General features: G+C 74.0%; 19 protein-coding genes. 6 read left to right on the top strand and 13 right to left on the bottom strand.

Annotation, left to right across the window (positions count from 1 at the left end; all coding sequences use genetic code 11):
- The 4 genes from ABTY20_RS23670 to ABTY20_RS23655 form a co-directional block, all read left to right on the top strand.
- Positions 1 to 791: ABC transporter ATP-binding protein (locus ABTY20_RS23670; RefSeq protein ID WP_351999026.1), on the top strand; the 791-nt coding region annotated here is incomplete at its 5' end.
- Positions 788 to 1450 carry an ATP-binding cassette domain-containing protein gene (locus ABTY20_RS23665; RefSeq protein WP_351999025.1) on the top strand — a complete coding sequence of 221 codons (663 nt, stop codon included), beginning with the start codon at positions 788 to 790 and terminating at the stop codon, positions 1448 to 1450. The genes ABTY20_RS23670 and ABTY20_RS23665, both read left to right, overlap by 4 nt.
- A 399-nt stretch (positions 1451 to 1849) precedes the next feature.
- Positions 1850 to 2644: a DUF8842 C-terminal domain-containing protein gene (locus ABTY20_RS23660; RefSeq protein ID WP_351999024.1), complete on the top strand. Its 795-nt coding sequence runs from the start codon at positions 1850 to 1852 to the stop codon at positions 2642 to 2644.
- A gap of 87 nt (positions 2645 to 2731) precedes the next feature.
- Positions 2732 to 3136, top strand: a complete 405-nt coding sequence (locus ABTY20_RS23655) for a hypothetical protein (RefSeq protein ID WP_351999023.1) — start codon at positions 2732 to 2734, stop codon at positions 3134 to 3136.
- 62 nt (positions 3137 to 3198) lie between these two features.
- Here the strand turns inward: ABTY20_RS23655 and der are convergent, their stop codons facing one another.
- From der to aroH, 5 genes are all read right to left on the bottom strand, one after another.
- Positions 3199 to 4689 carry a ribosome biogenesis GTPase Der gene (gene der, locus ABTY20_RS23650; protein WP_351999022.1) on the bottom strand — a complete coding sequence of 497 codons (1491 nt, stop codon included), beginning with the start codon at positions 4687 to 4689 and terminating at the stop codon, positions 3199 to 3201.
- Positions 4690 to 4768: 79 nt separating this feature from the next.
- Positions 4769 to 5416, bottom strand: coding sequence for a lysophospholipid acyltransferase family protein (locus ABTY20_RS23645; protein WP_351999021.1), 648 nt, complete (start codon positions 5414 to 5416; stop codon positions 4769 to 4771).
- Positions 5413 to 6099 (bottom strand): (d)CMP kinase, encoded by a 687-nt coding sequence (cmk, locus tag ABTY20_RS23640; protein ID WP_351999020.1) that lies wholly within the window; start codon positions 6097 to 6099, stop codon positions 5413 to 5415. Before cmk ends, ABTY20_RS23645 begins: the two co-directional genes overlap by 4 nt.
- Positions 6100 to 6239: 140 nt before the next feature.
- Complete coding sequence (locus ABTY20_RS23635) at positions 6240 to 7325, bottom strand: prephenate dehydrogenase (protein ID WP_351999019.1); 1086 nt, start codon at positions 7323 to 7325, stop codon at positions 6240 to 6242.
- The gene (gene aroH, locus ABTY20_RS23630; protein ID WP_351999018.1) at positions 7322 to 7684 is read right to left on the bottom strand and encodes a chorismate mutase; all 363 of its coding nucleotides are present in this window, start codon (positions 7682 to 7684) and stop codon (positions 7322 to 7324) included. Before aroH ends, ABTY20_RS23635 begins: the two co-directional genes overlap by 4 nt.
- Before the next feature lie 190 nt (positions 7685 to 7874).
- On the opposite strand from aroH, the gene ABTY20_RS23625 reads away from it, so the two are divergent.
- Positions 7875 to 8270 (top strand): Rieske (2Fe-2S) protein, encoded by a 396-nt coding sequence (locus tag ABTY20_RS23625; RefSeq protein WP_351999017.1) that lies wholly within the window; start codon positions 7875 to 7877, stop codon positions 8268 to 8270.
- 21 nt (positions 8271 to 8291) lie between these two features.
- Positions 8292 to 9035 (top strand): nucleotidyltransferase domain-containing protein, encoded by a 744-nt coding sequence (locus tag ABTY20_RS23620; RefSeq protein ID WP_351999016.1) that lies wholly within the window; start codon positions 8292 to 8294, stop codon positions 9033 to 9035.
- Here ABTY20_RS23620 and ABTY20_RS23615 read toward each other — a convergent pair.
- From ABTY20_RS23615 to ABTY20_RS23580, 8 genes are read right to left on the bottom strand one after another with little or no spacing between them, the layout of a single operon-like run.
- Entirely contained in the window at positions 8961 to 9713 is a 753-nt protein-coding gene (locus ABTY20_RS23615) for a nucleotidyltransferase domain-containing protein (protein WP_351999015.1), read from the bottom strand. The genes ABTY20_RS23620 and ABTY20_RS23615 overlap by 75 nt on opposite strands.
- A gap of 3 nt (positions 9714 to 9716) precedes the next feature.
- Positions 9717 to 10736 (bottom strand): ADP-ribosylglycohydrolase family protein, encoded by a 1020-nt coding sequence (locus ABTY20_RS23610; RefSeq protein WP_351999014.1) that lies wholly within the window; start codon positions 10734 to 10736, stop codon positions 9717 to 9719.
- Positions 10733 to 11461: an NUDIX hydrolase gene (locus ABTY20_RS23605; protein WP_351999013.1), complete on the bottom strand. Its 729-nt coding sequence runs from the start codon at positions 11459 to 11461 to the stop codon at positions 10733 to 10735. The genes ABTY20_RS23610 and ABTY20_RS23605 overlap by 4 nt, the downstream gene beginning before the upstream one ends.
- A gap of 56 nt (positions 11462 to 11517) precedes the next feature.
- Positions 11518 to 12633 carry a pseudouridine synthase gene (locus tag ABTY20_RS23600; RefSeq protein WP_351999012.1) on the bottom strand — a complete coding sequence of 372 codons (1116 nt, stop codon included), beginning with the start codon at positions 12631 to 12633 and terminating at the stop codon, positions 11518 to 11520.
- Positions 12633 to 13286 carry an SMC-Scp complex subunit ScpB gene (gene scpB, locus ABTY20_RS23595; protein WP_351999011.1) on the bottom strand — a complete coding sequence of 218 codons (654 nt, stop codon included), beginning with the start codon at positions 13284 to 13286 and terminating at the stop codon, positions 12633 to 12635. Before scpB ends, ABTY20_RS23600 begins: the two co-directional genes overlap by 1 nt.
- Positions 13283 to 14350, bottom strand: coding sequence for a segregation and condensation protein A (locus ABTY20_RS23590; protein ID WP_351999010.1), 1068 nt, complete (start codon positions 14348 to 14350; stop codon positions 13283 to 13285). Before ABTY20_RS23590 ends, scpB begins: the two co-directional genes overlap by 4 nt.
- A gap of 18 nt (positions 14351 to 14368) precedes the next feature.
- Complete coding sequence (locus ABTY20_RS23585; RefSeq protein ID WP_351999009.1) at positions 14369 to 14917, bottom strand: hypothetical protein; 549 nt, start codon at positions 14915 to 14917, stop codon at positions 14369 to 14371.
- Positions 14902 to 15903 (bottom strand): ParA family protein, encoded by a 1002-nt coding sequence (locus tag ABTY20_RS23580; protein WP_502991870.1) that lies wholly within the window; start codon positions 15901 to 15903, stop codon positions 14902 to 14904. The genes ABTY20_RS23585 and ABTY20_RS23580 overlap by 16 nt, the downstream gene beginning before the upstream one ends.
- Between the last annotated feature and the right edge of the window lie 165 nt (positions 15904 to 16068).

Here is a 16068-nt window from a genome sequence, read left to right as displayed (position 1 = left end):
GCCCGGTCGCGCGGACCGGGCGCGCCCCGCGAGCGCCGTCACGGACCGCCCCGGACGACCCGCACGCCCTTCCCGGCCGGGGGGCGACCTGCACGGCCCCCGTCCTCGAGGCCCGGGGGCTGCGCGTCCGCTACGGCGGGTTCACCGCGCTGGACGGGGTGGACCTCGTGCTCCCCGCCGGGCGGGTGACCGCGGTCGTCGGGCCCAACGGGGCCGGGAAGAGCACGCTGTTCCACTGCCTGGCGGGGACCACGCGGCCCGCGCGGGGGTCGGTCCTGCTCGGCGGGCGGGACATCACCCGGCTGCCCGCGCAGGCCCGCACCCGGCTCGGGATCGCGCGGACGTTCCAGCGGCTGGCGGTCTTCCCGACGCTGACCGTCGCCGGGAACGTGCGCGTCGGCGCCGAGCAGGGCCGGCTGCGCGATCCCGGCGCGGTGGAGCGGACGCTGCGGCTCCTCGGGCTCGACGGACCGGTGCGGGCGCGGGCCGCCGCCGGGCTGCCCACCGGGACGCTGCGCCGGGTGGAGCTCGCGCGGGCCCTCGCCACCGCCCCGCGCGTGCTGCTGCTCGACGAGCCCGCCGCCGGCCTCGACGCCGCCGAGGTGGCCGCGCTGGCCCGGATCCTGGGTGCGCTGGCCGCCGACGGCACGGCGCTCCTGGTCGTGGAGCACGACCTCGACCTGGTCGCCGGCCTCGCCGACGTCGTGCACGTGATGGCGGCGGGCCGGATCGTCGCCTCCGGGCCGCCCGGGGAGGTCCTGGGCGCCCCCGGGGAGGCGGCCGGCCCGTGACCACGATCTCCCTGCGTGACGCACGCGTGCGTCACGGCCCCCTGGAGGCCCTGCACGGCGTCACCCTCGCCGCCCCCGGCCCGGGTCTCACCGTGCTGCTGGGCCGCAACGGCTCCGGCCGTACGACCGCCCTGCGCGCGCTGGCCGGCGACCTGCCGTTGTCCGGCGGGTCGGTGGTGTGGGACGGGCGGGACGTGACCGGCGTGCCGGCGTACGAGCGGGCCCGTCGCGGGCTGTGCCTGGTGCCGGAGCGCGGGGCCGTGTTCGGTTCCCTCACCGTGCGGGAGAACCTCGCCCTCACCGGCCCCGGCCCCGCCCGCGCCCTCGACGCCTATCCGCGGCTGGGGCCGCTGCTGGAACGCCGGGCCGGCACGCTCTCCGGGGGCGAGCGGCGGATGCTGGCCCTGTGCCGGGCGCTGTCGCCGCGCGCGCGTGTGGTGCTCGTCGACGAGCCCGCCCAGGGCATGTCGCCCGCGGTCGCGGCCCGTACGTACGCGCTGCTGGCCGGGCTCGACGCGTGCGTGGTCCTCGCCGAGCAGCGGCTGCCGCCCGCCCTGTACGGCCGGCCCGCCTTCGTGTACGTGCTGCGCCGGGGCACGGTGGTGTTCGCCGGGGAGGCCGGTGAACTCGGCCGGCCCGCCTCCGCGCGGCGGCCGTAGCGCCCCGTCCGGCCGCACGGGCCCGCCGCGCACGGCGGAGGAGTCCGGGGAGCCGCCGGCGCCCCGCCGTGCCGGTCCGGTGGCCGCCCACCTCGGGTGGCGGCGATTTCCGGCCACCCCCTTCATTCCCCGATTTCCGGATTTGTCGACCGAGGAGGGGGTCACCCCGTGAGTCGCCTCGCGTTCTCAACGGCGACCTCATGAAGGGCACTTGACGGTGAGTGACGGATTCCGCGTCGCACGCGTCCCCGCCCGCTGGATGGTTCGATTCCGTTCGCCCCGGGGCGTGACTACCGCCACAGATCGCCCGTTGTCTTCTGCATGAGCCGGGGACCCGCCCGGACCACGGGCCGGGAGCCACCCGGCCTCGCCACGCACCGCATCCCGAGGGAGCCACCCGTGCCGCGCATGCTCGACGTCAGCGACGAGGTACGCGCCGAGATCGGCGACGAAGAAGCAGCCCGCCTGCTCGCCGGAGAGTCCGCCCCGGGCGGTTACGACTGCACCTCCTGCCGCACCCCGGGCGACCCGGAGCAGGAACGCACCAGCACCGTCCTGTTCGTCGGGGACGAGACCGCCGTTCTCGCCTTCGCCCACGCCACCTGCCTGCCCTCGCAGGTCGTCCAGGTCACCGAGGAACAGCTCCAGGGAGCCGTGCGGGCCATCGGCGGCGACACCGGGGACCCGGCGGCGGCACCGGATCCCGCCCCCGCCGCGCCGGAACAGGCCGTGCTCGGGGTGACCAGCGGACTGGTCCTGATCTCCGGGGAGTTGCACCCGGCACTGGTCGTCGAGCCGACCGCGCCGGTCGCGCGGCCCGGTTCGCCGGGCGGCGGCGACGACTTCCTGCCGCTCCTCATCGAACAGGGCTTCATGCCCCTGACCGAGCTGTCGGCCGTACCGCCGGCGCTGCACGGCTGGTCGGTGCTGCTGGCCGCGGGCCGGCTGCACGCCGTCCTCCAGCCGAACCCGGGCGGCGGCCGTCCGGTGGCCTGGTGGCAGGCGCACCAGCCGCTCCAGGTCACCGACGGCTGGCGGTCGGCCGCCACCAGGCACCAGCAGGTGCTGATGTTCGCGGCCCCGGTCGGCTCGATCGGCCGTCAGCCGCGCGAGGACCTGCTGCGCGACGCCCTGGACAAGGCGGCCGCGAACGGCAAGCTCGTCGCCGCGGCGCTGCCCCTCGCCGGTCTCTGACCGGCCCGCCGGCACCCGGCCGGGGCCCCGTCGACGAAAGCCGCGAAAGGGCCGCATCCCCGAGGGCACGGGGTCGTTTGGACATACGTGCACGCATATGACGTTCCCCGCCGCCAGTCCCTCGCCTCGGTCCCCGCACCCGTGCGCCCGGCGCAGGACTCCCAAAGCGGCCTCTCGGTCACACCGATCTACGACGCCCTCTACACCGAGTACGTCAAGTCCTTCCGTTCGCTGCCGGGCGACCGCAGCGGCGAGGAGGAGCTGGGCTTCACCGCCTTCGGGAACATCCCGCACAGTACGGGCTCCTACGGCGGTCACAGCCCGGGGACCTTCGGCGCCTCCCTGGTGAGCGGCGCGTACGGCGCGGGGCCGGGCGGCGGCCGTCAGGGCGCCGGGCCGCAGTGGCAGCGGGTCGGCACGGTCGGCCGGTCCGCCTCCGGGATGCACCACGTGCCGGCCGGACTGCCGCCGGCCCCGCGCAGGGGCGCCTGACCCGGGGCACGGCGAAGGGGCGGCCCCGGTGGGGGCCGCCCCTTCGCCGTGCCCGCCGTCGGCTACTTCTTCTTGCCGCGCTTCTCCCGCACCCGCACGGAGATGTGGATCGGCGTCCCCTCGAAGCCGAACTCCTCCCGCAGCCGCCGCTCGATGAACCGCCGGTAGCCCGCCTCGATGAAGCCGGAGGCGAACAGCACGAACCGCGGCGGCTTGGTGCCCGCCTGGGTGCCGAACAGGATCCGCGGCTGCTTGCCGCCGCGCACGGGGTGCGGGTGGGCGGCGACCAGCTCGCCGAGGAACGCGTTCAGCCTGCCCGTGGGGACCCGGGTCTCCCAGCCCTCCAGGGCCGTCTCGATGGCCGGTACCAGCTTCTCCATGTGCCGGCCGGTGCGCGCCGAGACGTTCACCCGCGGCGCCCACGCCACCTGGCCGAGCTCGGTCTCGATCTCCCGCTCCAGGTAGTAGCGGCGCTCCTCGTCGAGGGTGTCCCACTTGTTGTACGCGAGGACCAGGGCGCGGCCCGCCTCCACGGCCATGGTGACGATCCGCTGGTCCTGCACCGAGATGGAGTCGGCGGCGTCGATGAGGACGACGGCCACCTCCGCCTTCTCGACGGCGGCGGCGGTGCGCAGCGAGGCGTAGTAGTCGGCGCCCTGCTGGAGGTGGACGCGCTTGCGGATGCCCGCCGTGTCGACGAACTTCCAGGTCTTGCCGCCGAGTTCGATCATCTCGTCGACCGGGTCGCGGGTGGTGCCGGCGAGTTCGTTGACGACGACCCGGTCCTCGCCCGCGACCTTGTTCAGCAGCGAGGACTTGCCGACGTTGGGCCTGCCGATCAGCGCGACCCGGCGCGGGCCGCCGACCGCGGTGCCGAAGGTCTGCGCCGGGGCGTCGGGCAGCACCTCCAGGACCTGGTCCAGCATGTCGCCGGTGCCGCGGCCGTGCAGGGCGGAGACCGGGTACGGCTCGCCCAGGCCCAGGGACCACAGGTACGCGGCGTCGGCCTCGCCGCTCGGGCCGTCCACCTTGTTGGCGCACAGCACGACCGGCTTGCCCGCCTTGCGCAGCAGCCGGACGACGGCCTCGTCGGTGTCGGTGGCGCCGACCTTGGCGTCGACGACGAAGACGACCGCGTCGGCGGCCTCGATGGCGTACTCGGCCTGGGCGGCCACGGAGGCGTCGATGCCGAGGACGTCCTGCTCCCAGCCGCCGGTGTCGACGACCTTGAAGCGGCGGCCCGCCCACTCGGCCTCGTAGGTGACGCGGTCGCGGGTGACGCCCGGCTTGTCCTCGACGACCGCCTCGCGGCGGCCGATGATGCGGTTCACCAGGGTCGACTTGCCGACGTTGGGGCGGCCGACGACGGCGAGCACGGGCAGCGGACCGTGGCCCGCCGCCTCGATGGCGCCCTCGACGTCCTCGAGGTCGAAGCCCTCCTCCGCGGCGAGCTCCATGAACTCCGCGAACTCGGCATCGCCCAGCGCCCCGTGGTCGTGCTCGTGCGCATCCTCGTACGCGTCCGAGCCGTCGGGCTGGATGTGGTCGTTCATGAAGTCCGTACCTCTGCGTTCATCGTGGTGATCGGTGGAAGGCCCCCGTGTGCGGGGCTGATCCACTACTCAGTGTCGCCTAGCGCCCGGTGAGGCGCCTGGCGTTTTCCAGGTGTGCGGTGAGCTGTTTCTGGATGCGTTCGGTCGCCTCGTCCAGCGCCTTGCGCGTGCGTCTGCCGCTGCCGTCGCCGGCGTCGAAGGGGTCGCCGAAGACGACGTCGACCCGGGAGCGCAGCGGGGGCAGCGCCTTTATCAACCGTCCGGACCGCCCGGAACTTCCCAGCACGGCCACGGGAACGATCGGCGCGCCGCTGCGGACGGCGAAGTACGCGAGCCCCGCGCGGAGCGCGGCGAAGTCGCCCTCGCCGCGCGTGCCCTCCGGGAAGATGCCGAGGACGCCGCCCTGCTCCAGTACGCCCAGCGCCCGGGAGATCGCCGTGCGGTCGGTGCTGTGCCGGTCGACCTTGAGCTGACCGATGCCGGTCAGGAACGGGTCGAGCGGGCCGACGAACGCCTCCTTCTTGATCAGGAAGTGCGTCGGCCGGGGCGCCACGCCCATGACCATGGGGCCGTCGATGTTGTGGGAGTGGTTCACGGCGAAGATCACCGGACCGGCCGCGGGCACCCGCCAGGCGCCCAGCACACGCGGCTTCCACAGCCCGTACATCAGACCGACGCCGATGCGCCGGCCGACCTCGGCGCTCCGCACCGATGGGACGTCGGTCACTTTCCGGCCCGCTTCTCCTCGACGAGGGTGACGACGCACTCGACGACCTGCTGGAGGGTCAGCTCGGTGGTGTCCACCTCGACCGCGTCGTCGGCCTTGGCCAGCGGGGAGGTCTTGCGGCCGGCGTCGGCCGCGTCCCGCTTGATCAGGGCCTCGCGGGTGGTGTGCAGGTCGGCGCCCTTGAGCTCGCCGCTGCGGCGGGCGGCACGCGCCTCCGCGCTGGCGGTGAGGAAGATCTTCAGGTCCGCGTCGGGCAGCACGGTGGTGCCGATGTCGCGGCCTTCGACGACGATCCCGGTGACGGCGGAGGAGGCGATGGTGCGCTGCAGCTCGGTGATCCGGGACCGCACCTCGGGGACCGCGGAGACCGCGCTGACCTTGGAGGTGACCTCCTGTCCGCGGATCGGGCCGGCCACGTCGACGCCGTCGACGGTGATGGTGGGGGTCTCGGGGTCGGTGCCGGAGACGATCTCCGGCTTGCCGGCGACGGCGGCGATCGCGGACGGGTCCTCTGTGTCGATGCCGTTGGTCACCATCCACCAGGTGATCGCCCGGTACTGGGCGCCGGTGTCCAGGTAGCTCAGGCCGAGCCGCGCCGCCACGGCCTTCGACGTGCTCGACTTGCCCGTGCCCGAGGGGCCGTCGATGGCGACAATCACGGGCTGGGCGACGCCGTTTTCCACGGGGGGACACCTTCCTGGTGCGGTGGAGGGGTGGGTGCGGGACGCGGACACGCCCCGCACCAGGTTACCGGCCCCCCGGAACCCTTCCGACAAGCGGACGATCCCGCCCTCCGGGGGACGGGCCGCCCGGCCCCGGGCCGTCACTGGCGGATCGCCCAGCCCCGCTCCCGCAGCCCCGCGGTGAGGACCGGGGCCGCCTTGGGCTCCACCATGAGCTGGACCAGACCGGCCTGCTGTCCGGTGGCGTGCTCGATGCGGACGTCCTCGATGTTGACGCCGGCGCGCTCGGCGTCCGCGAAGATGCGGGCCAGCTGGCCGGGCTGGTCGTCGATGAGCACCGTCACGGTCTCGTAGACGCGCGGCGCGGAGCCGTGCTTGCCGGGGACGCGGACCTGCCCGGCGTTGCCGCGGCGCAGCACGTCCTCGACGCCGGCGCCGCCCTCGCGGCGCTTGTCCTCGTCGGAGGACTGCAGGGCGCGCAGCGCGCGCACGGTCTCCTCCAGGTCGGCGGCGAGGTCCGTGAGCAGGTCGGCGACCGGCCCGGGGTTGGCGGAGAGGATGTCGATCCACATCCGGGGGTCGGAGGCGGCGATCCGGGTCACGTCCCGGATGCCCTGCCCGCACAGGCGCACGGCGGCCTCCTCCGCGTGTTCCAGGCGCGCGGCGACCATGCTGGACACCAGGTGGGGCATGTGGGAGACGAGGGCCACGGCCCGGTCGTGGGCGTCGGCGTCCATGACGACGGGCACGGCCCCGCAGTGCGAGACCAGCTCCAGGGCGAGGTTCAGCACCTCGGTGTCGGTGTCCCGGGTCGGGGTGAGCACCCAGGGGCGCCCCTCGAAGAGGTCCCCGGTGGCGGCCAGCGGACCGGACCGCTCACGGCCGGACATCGGGTGGGTGCCGATGTACGGGGTCAGGTCGAGCCCGCGCTCCTGGAGCTCGCGGCGCGGTCCGCCCTTGACGCTGGCGACGTCGATGTAGCCGCGGGCCGCGCCGCGCCGCATCGCGTCGGCGAGCACGTCGGCCACGTGGGCGGGCGGGGCGGCGACGATCGCCAGGTCGACCGGCCCGTCGGGGGCCTCGTCCGTGCCGGCGCCGAGCGCGGCGGCCGTGCGGGCCTGCTCCGGGTCGTGGTCGGCGAGGTGGACGACGACGCCCCGCCGGGACAGGGCGAGGGCGGCGGACGTGCCGATGAGCCCGGTGCCGATGACGAGTGCGGTTCTCACTGGGCGATGTCCTTGCGCAGGGCGGCCGCCGCACCGAGGTAGACGTGCGCGATGTCGGCGCGGGGCCGGTCGGACTCGATGTGCGCGAGGACGCGGACGACGCGGGGCATGGCGCCCTCGACGTCGAGCTCCTGGGCGCAGATCAGGGGGACGTCGACGATGCCGAGCCCGCGGGCGGCGGCGGCCGGGAATTCGCTGTGCAGGTCGGGCGTGGCCGTGAACCAGAGGCTGATCAGGTCGTCGGTGTGCAGGCCGTTGCGCTCCAGGACCTCGGTGAGCAGCGCGCCGACCCGCTCCTCCATGTGACCGGCCTCGTCCCGCTCCAGCTGGACGGCCCCCCGGACCGCGCGTACCGCCACGACGATGCTCCTTGCTGACGTGTGTGCTGTTCGGTCGTCCAGCGTAGTCAGCCGGCCCGGGGGCGGCGCCGGGCGCTCGCCCGCTGAGACGGAGGGAGAGGTGCGCTTTTCACGCCTTTTGCCGTGATGTGCTTACCGTTCGGTGCATTCGGTGTCAGGATGCGGGGACCGCGACCCCGGGAGTGACGACATGGCCCTTCGTACGACGCGCCGCACGGTCCTCCTCGCGGCCGGCGCGGCGGGGACGGCCGCGGGCTGCGGCTCGGACGGCGGGGACGGCACCTCTCCGGAGACCGCCGGGCGGGAGCTCGTCCCGACCGCCGACGTCCCCGTGGGCGGGGGCACGGTCCTCGAGGAGGAGAGGATCGTGGTCACCCAGCCCGTGGCGGGCTCCTTCAAGGCCTTCTCGGCGGTCTGCACCCACCAGGGGTGCGTGGTGACCGGGGTCTCGGACGGCACCATCGACTGCGCCTGTCACGGCAGCCGGTTCGACATCACCGACGGCTCGGTGACGCACGGCCCGGCGACCAGGCCGCTGCCCGGGGAACGGATCACGGTGGAGGGAAATTCGGTCCGCCGGGTGTGATCCGCCGCGTACGCTCCGGGCATGCGCCCCGAGACCCTGGTCGGTGACCACACGATCTACGCCTGCGTCATGGGCTCGCGCGCCTTCGGTCTGGCCACGGAGGGCAGCGACACCGACCGCCGGGGCGTCTTCCTCGCCCCCACTCCCCTGTTCTGGCGCTTCGAGAAGCCGCCCACGCACGTCGAGGGCCCGGCCGAGGAACAGTTCAGCTGGGAGCTGGAACGTTTCTGCGAGCTGGCCCTGCGCGCCAATCCCAACATCCTGGAGTGCCTGCACTCCCCGCTGGTGGAGTACGCCGACGCCACCGGCCGCGAGCTGCTGTCCCTGCGCGGGGCGTTCCTCTCCCGCCGGGTCCACACGACCTTCACCCGCTACGCCCACGGCCAGCGCCGCAAGCTGGAGGCGGACGTCCGCGCCCACGGCGCCCCGCGCTGGAAGCACGCGATGCACCTGCTCCGCCTGCTGATCAGCGCCCGCGACCTGCTCCGCACGGGCGCCCTCACGATCGACGTGGGCGAGGAGCGCGAGCCGCTGCTCGCGGTGAAGCGGGGCGAGGTGTCCTGGTCCGAGGTGGAGTCCCGGATGACCCGGCTGGCGGAGGAGGGCGCGCGGGCCGCCCCGCGCAGCCCCCTGCCCGAGGAGCCGGACCGGCGCCGGGTCGAGGACTTCCTCGTCCGCGCCCGCCGCGCCTCAGCCCTCCAGGCGGACCCGTACGACGAGGTCGTGCAGGGCGTCGTACGCGCTGGGGGCGTCGGGCAGGGCTGACGCCGCCTGCGCCTCGTCCAGCGCGCCGTGCAGCCGCTCCACGTCGGCCCGCACGCGTGCGGGGTCGACCGGGGCCGCCCCGTGTTCGCGCTCCGCCTTGGCGGCGATCAGCTCCGGCAGGAAGTCCGGGGCGGCGTCGACCTCCGCGGCGAGGGTGGGCAGATGCGGCTGCACCTCGCCGGAGCGCATCAGGTGGATGCCGGTGAGCAGCACCCGGAAGGTGTAGAGCAGCGGCTTGAGCTCGCCGGTCCTCTCGAACAGCCGCCACTGGGTCCGCGCGAAACCCCGGTAGTGGTGGGCGTGGTGGCCGGTGAGGACACCGGGGGCGAGCGCGGCCAGTTCCCGGTGGGTGTCGGTGGTGTGCACGACCAGCGGGGACAGCAGCTGCTCCAGGACGTAGCCGTTGCGCCGCAGCATCAGGCGGACGAACTTGCGCAGGTCGTGCGTGACCAGGTCCAGCTCGACGCCGTCGCGGACCCACATCCTGGACCGGGTCTCGTCCGGCTCGCGCAGCCCGACGAGGGCGGCGGCCGGCAGCAGGTGCACGCCCCGCAGGTCCACGTCCGAGTCACGGGACGGGAAGCCGTACAGGTGCGCGCCGGAGACGGTGGCGAACAGCACCGGGTCGGGCTGCCGCGCGATCACCGGTCTCAGGTCGAGGTCCAGGGCGTCGGTCATCGGTCAAGCGTCCCAGAGCGTTCCCAGCGCGAGCAGGTCGCCCCGGTACTCGATGCGGTCCGCCCACGCGGCGGGCCAGGCGTCCGCGCCCAGGTACGCGCCCGCGAAGGCGCCCGTGAGGCAGGCGAGGGAGTCGGAGTCGCCCGCGGTGCAGGCGGCGCGGCGCACCGCCGTGAGGGGTTCGTCGACGAAGAGGAGGAAGCAGAGCAGACCGGTGGCCAGGGCCTCCTCGGCGATCCAGCCCGCTCCCGTGGCCAGGCACGGGTCGGTCTCGGGCGAGACGGTGCGTACGGCCTCCTGGAGGCGGCCCAGGACCTCCAGGCACTCGTCCCAGCCGCGCGCGATGAAGTGCTCGGGGGTGGGGTCCTGGGCGCGGGTCCACAGGTCGCCGAGCCAGAACGCGTGGTAGCGGGTGCGGTTGTCGTAGGCGTAGGAGCGCAGGCGTCCGATCAGGCCGGTCGGCTCGGCCCCCTGAGCCAGCAGTCGTACGGCGTGTGCGGTGAGGTCGGAGGCGGCGAGCGCGGTGGGGTGTCCGTGGGTGAGGGCCGCCTGCAACTGGGCGGCGCCCGCGCGCTGTTCGTCGGTGAGGCCGGGGGCCAGGCCGACGGGGGCGACGCGCATGTTGGCGCCGCAGCCCTTGGAGTGGATCTGGCTGGCGTCCTGCCAGGGGCGGTCCTCGTGGGACAGCAGGTGGCACGCCTTGAGACAGGTGTTGCCCGGCGCGCGGTTGTTCTCGGGCGAGCGCCACCACTCCACGAACTCCTCGCGCACCGGCCGCTCCAGCCGCTTCGGCGTGAGGGGCCCCCGGTCCATGGCGGTGCGCAGTCCCCGACCGAGCGCGAGGGTCATCTGGGTGTCGTCGGTGACGATCGCCGGTCTCGGCAGGTCCGTCTCCCGCCAGGGGCCGGACTTGGCGAGGATCGACGGGACGTCGTCGAACTCGGCCGGGAAGCCCAGCGCGTCCCCCAGGGCGAGTCCGGTGAGCGCGCCTGTCGCGGCGCGCTTGGTGACGGTGGTGGTCATGCGGGGCGTCCTTCCGGGGTCGGCCGGAGCAGCGGCGGGTGGAGGGCGGTGGCGGTGCCCGCGCGGTAGAGGGCGGCGGGTTTGCCCCGGCCGCCGGTGAGGCGCGCGGCGCCGGGGACGGCTTCGACGAAGCCGGGGGTGGCGAGCACCTTGCGCCGGAAGTTGGGCCGGTCCAGGGCGGTGCCCCACACGGTCTCGTAGACCTGCTGCAGCTCGCCGAGGGTGAACTCGGGCGGGCAGAAGGCGGTGGCCAGGCAGGTGTACTCGAGCTTGGCGCCGACGCGTTCCCGCGCGTCGGCGAGGATCCGGTCGTGGTCGAAGGCGAGCCCCCGCGCGGAGCCGTACGGCGTCCAGCGGGCCTGCGCCGCGTCGCTGCCGCCGCGCGCCTCGGGAGCGTCGGGCAGCAGGGCGGCGAAGGCGACGGAGACGACCCTCATCCGGGGGTCGCGGCCGGGCTCGCTGTAGGTCCGCAGCTGCTCCAGGTGCAGGCCGGAGACGTCCGTCAGCCCGGTCTCCTCGCCCAGCTCGCGCCGCGCGGCGCGCTCCGCGGACTCGTCCGGCCGGACGAAGCCCCCGGGCAGCGCCCACCGTCCGGTGTACGGCTCCTCGCCGCGCTCGACGAGCAGCACGTGCAGCGTGCCCGCGCGGAGGGTGAACACGGCGAGGTCGACGGTGACGGCGAACGGTTCGAAGGCGTACTTGTCATAGCCGACCACGGCCCGCACCCCCTTTAATAGTCACTGCGACTATTAAAGGGGGTGCGGGCCGGGCGCACAAGCCCCTAGAGGTCGACCTCCTGCATCAGCATCCCGACCTCGGTGTTGGACAACCGGCGCAGCCAGCCCGACTTCTGGTCACCCAGGGTGATGGGTCCGAAGGCGGTGCGCACCAGCTTGTCGACCGGGAACCCGGCCTCGGCGAGCATCCGGCGCACGATGTGCTTGCGGCCCTCGTGCAGGGTCACCTCGACGAGGTAGTTCTTGCCGGTCTGCTCCACGACCCGGAAGTGGTCCGCGCGCGCGTAACCGTCCTCCAGCTGGATGCCGTCCTTGAGCCTCTTGCCCAGGTCGCGCGGGATGGGTCCCACGATGTGCGCGAGGTAGGTCTTCTTCACGCCGTACTTGGGGTGGGTCAGCCGGTGCGCCAGCTCGCCGTGGTTGGTGAGCAGGATGACGCCCTCGGTCTCGGTGTCGAGCCGGCCGACGTGGAAGAGGCGGGTCTCGCGGTTGGTGACGTAGTCACCGAGGCACTGCCGGCCCTCCGGGTCCTCCATGGTCGACACGACACCGGCGGGCTTGTTCAGCGAGAAGAACTGGTACGACTGCGTCGCGACGGTCAGGCCGTCGACCTTGACCTCGTCCTTCTCCGGGTCGACCCGCTTGCCCTGCTCGAGCACGATCTCGCCGTTGACCTCGACCCGAGCCTGCTCGATCAGCTCCTCGCAGGCACGCCGGGAACCGTAGCCGGCGCGGGCGAGCACCTTCTGCAGCCGTTCGCCCTCCTGCTCGGCGCCGGGGAAGGTCTTGGGCAGCTTGATGTCCTTCCTGCCCGCGTACCGCTCCCGGTTGCGCTCCTCGGCCCGCGTCTCGTACTCACGGGACGTGGCCGGGACCGAGCGCCCCCGCTGCAGGGGCTTCCTCGGCCCGCCCTTGGCGCCTCCGCGGGCCGTGGGCCCGCGGCCCGACTTGGGGCCCTCCTGGGTGGCGCCGGGGCCCACGTCGTAGCGCCGCTCCTCCGGGCGCGGCTTCTTCGGACGACCGCCCTGCCGGTCGTCACGGTTGGTGCCGGCACCGCGGTGATTGCCGCGGCCACCGCCGCTCCCGCCGCGGCCGCCGCTGTTGCCACCACGGCTCCCGCCGTTGTTTCCGCTGCTGTTCCTGCCGCTGCTGCTTCGCATCAAAGTTCCGTCTTGTCGTCTGCGTCCTCGGAATCCGGGGCGTCCGGATCGAACGACGGGACCGCTTCCAGCGTCTCGGCCTCGATCGCCTCCGCCTCCGGGAGGAAGGGCGCGAGCTCCGGGAGTTCGTCCAGACCGCGCAGGCCCATCCGCTCCAGGAAGTAGTTCGTCGTCGTGTACAGGATCGCACCTGTTCCGGGTTCCGTGCCCGCCTCCTCGATCAGACCGCGTTGCAGGAGGGTGCGCATCACGCCGTCGCAGTTGACCCCGCGCACCGCGGAGACGCGGCTGCGGCCGACGGGCTGCCGGTAGGCGACGACCGCGAGGGTCTCCAGGGCGGCCTGGGTGAGCCGGGCCTGCTGGCCGTCCAGGACGAAGCGTTCGACGGCGGCGGCGTACTCGGGACGGGTGTAGAAGCGCCAGCCGCCCGCGACGAGGCGCAGCTCGAAGCCGCGGCCCTGGGCGGCGTACTCGTCGGCCAGCTCGCGCAGCGCGTCCGCGACCTGGCGCTTCGGGCGTTCCAGGATCCTCGCCAGGTGCTCCTCGGTCGCGGGTTCGTCCACGACCATGAGCACCGCCTCCAGGGCGGGCCCGAGGTCGAGTTCCGCGACGGCGCGCGGCCCGGCGGGGGTCCCGGTCGTCTCCTCGCTCACGGCTTCCTCTCCTCCTGGACCCGCTCGGGGGGCCGGTCGAACTCGTCGGTGACCGTCGGGGCGGCGTCCCCGTCCCCGCCGGTCCAGCGCACGGTGAGCTCGCCGAGCGCGGTCTCCTGGTCGAGGGCGACGGCCTTCTCCCGGTACAGCTCCAGCAGGGCGAGGAACCGGGCCACGACGGTCAGGGTGTCGTCCGTGTCCTCGACGAGCGCCCGGAAGCTCGCCTCACCGAGTTCCCTGAGCCGGGCGACGACGAGCCCGGCCTGTTCCTGCACGCTGACCAGCGGCGCGTGGATGTGGTCGACGTACACCTGCGGCTCGGGTCTGGGCCGCATCGCCTTGGCGGCGAGCCCGGCGAACCCCTCGGGACCGATGCTGATGACGACCTCGGGCAGCAGCGCGGCGTGGTGCGGTTCGAGTCCGACGGTGCGGGGGTGGCGGCGGTCCTCGTCGTCGAGGCGCCGGCTGAAGATCTCGGCGATCCGTTTGTACGCGCGGTACTGCAGCAGCCGCGCGAACAGCAGGTCCCGGGCCTCGAGCAGGGCGAGGTCGGCCTCGTCCTCCACCTCGGCGGCGGGCAGCAGCCGGGCCGCCTTGAGGTCGAGCAGGGTGGCCGCCACGACGAGGAACTCGGTCGTCTCGTCCAGGTCCCAGTCCGGCCCCATGGCCCGGATGTACGCCATGAACTCGTCGGTCACCCCGGACAGGGCGACCTCGGTGACGTCCAGCTTGTGCTTGGAGATCAACTGGAGCAGCAGGTCGAACGGCCCCTCGAAGTTCGCCAGCCGGACCGTGAACCCCCCGTCGCCGTCCTCGTCCGCGCCGGGCCCCGGGGCGCCGCCCGCGGGCTCCGCCCCGGCCGTGTCCCCACCGGCGCCCGCCGCCGGCCCCGACGCACCCGCGACGGCCTCCACGACCGCCCTCCCCGGCCCGGAGGCCGACGGGACTTCCGCGGGCACCACGTCGCCCGGCACCGGGGCGTCCCGCGCCGCCGCCGGGCCCCGGCCCAGGGCGCGGCGGCGGGACGGGCGGGTGCCGGGGGCGGGTGCGTCGTTCGAGGTCATGGCCTCCGCAGGCTACCGCTACCGTCCCCGCAGACGTCGTACGAGGATGCTCGCGTCCCCGCGGCTCTCCAGGTCGGCGAGGACCACGGCGACCGCCTCCCGGACGATCCGGCCCCGGTCCACCGCCAGTCCGTGCTCGCCGCGCAGCACCAGCCGCGCGTGCTCGAGGTCCATCAGTTCCTCGGCGGACACGTACACGGTGATCTTCTCGTCGTGCCGCTCACGGCCGCTGGGCCGCCGTGACGCCGCTCGTCCCCGCTTGCGCTGGGCCGCGCCGTCCGGTGCCGGCTGGCGCCGTCCGGAGCCCGCCGCCTCGCGGCTGCGGGACTCGCCGGCCCCGGCCGGCTCCGCGCCCGCCGCGACGTGCTCCGCGCCCTCGCCGCCCTGCGCGGGCACCGACTGCGGCGCGTCCTCCCCGGCGGCGGCCGCCGCCGCGTCGCCCTCCCCCGCGGGGGCGGGGACACGGGCGTCGCCGCCCGCGCGTCTGGGGGTCGACGCCTGGAGCGCCATCCCCCCTGTCGTACGGAAGAGTTCGTCGGCCCCCGGCAGACTCACTCGGCGTGACACCGGGCGAGCACCTCCCTGGCGAGCTGGCGGTAGGCGGCGGCACCGACGGAGTTGGACGCGTACGTGGTGATCGGCTCACCGGCGACCGTGGTCTCCGGGAAGCGGACCGTGCGCCCGATGACCGTGTGGTAGACGTGGTCGTCGAACGCCTCGACCACCCGCGCGAGCACCTCACGGCTGTGCACCGTGCGCGAGTCGTACATGGTGGCGAGGATGCCGTCGAGCTCCAGGTCGGGGTTGAGCCGTTCCTGGACCTTCTCGATCGTCTCGGTCAGCAGCGCCACCCCGCGCAGCGCGAAGAACTCGCACTCCAGCGGCACGATCACCTTGTGCGCGGCGGTCAGCGCGTTGACCGTGAGCAGGCCGAGCGAGGGCTGGCAGTCGATCACGACGTAGTCGTAGTCGTCCATCAGCGGCTTCAGCGCCCGCTGCAGCGTCGACTCGCGCGCGACCTCGCTCACCAGCTGGACCTCGGCCGCCGACAGGTCGATGTTGCTGGGCAGCAGGTCCATGTTGGGGACCGCGGTCTTCAGCAGCACCTCGTCGGCCGCCATGCCCCGCTCCATGAGCAGGTTGTAGACGGTGAGGTCGAGTTCCATCGGGTTGACGCCGAGACCGACCGACAGCGCGCCCTGCGGGTCGAAGTCGACGAGCAGCACCCGGCGTCCGTACTCCGCGAGCGCGGCGCCCAGGTTGATGGTCGACGTGGTCTTGCCGACGCCGCCCTTCTGGTTGCACATCGCGATGATCTTCGCGGGACCGTGGTCGGTCAGCGGGCCCGGGATCGGGAAGTACGGCAGCGGGCGTCCGGTCGGGCCGACGCGCTCACGGCGCTGGCGCGCCGCGTCGGGCGCGAGCGTGGCCGCGTACTCGGGATCGGGCTCGTACTCGGCGTCGGGGTCGTAGAAGTGCCCCTCGGGCAGTTCGTCGTAGTCGGCGAAATGGTTGTGGGGCGCGCCACTTCCGTCGCCGGCCATGGCGTTCACGTGATGGCCATCCATGCTCTGGTGTGCTGGGTGAGTCACCCCTGGAGTCCTGTGACTCCGGTGGGCTGCGAAGGTGCGCACAGCGACGGAGCCGACAGCAGCGGATCCCGTGGGCTCCTGGTCCGGCGCAGGCATTCCTGGTTGACCACCCCCGGGAGTGAATGT

Origin of the sequence: Streptomyces sp. NPDC126497 (genome assembly GCF_040302425.1) — a bacterium.
GTDB lineage: Bacteria > Actinomycetota > Actinomycetes > Streptomycetales > Streptomycetaceae > Streptomyces.
The sequence above is the reverse complement of the archived record's forward strand: the minus strand, read 5'-3'. Positions and strand labels throughout refer to the sequence as shown.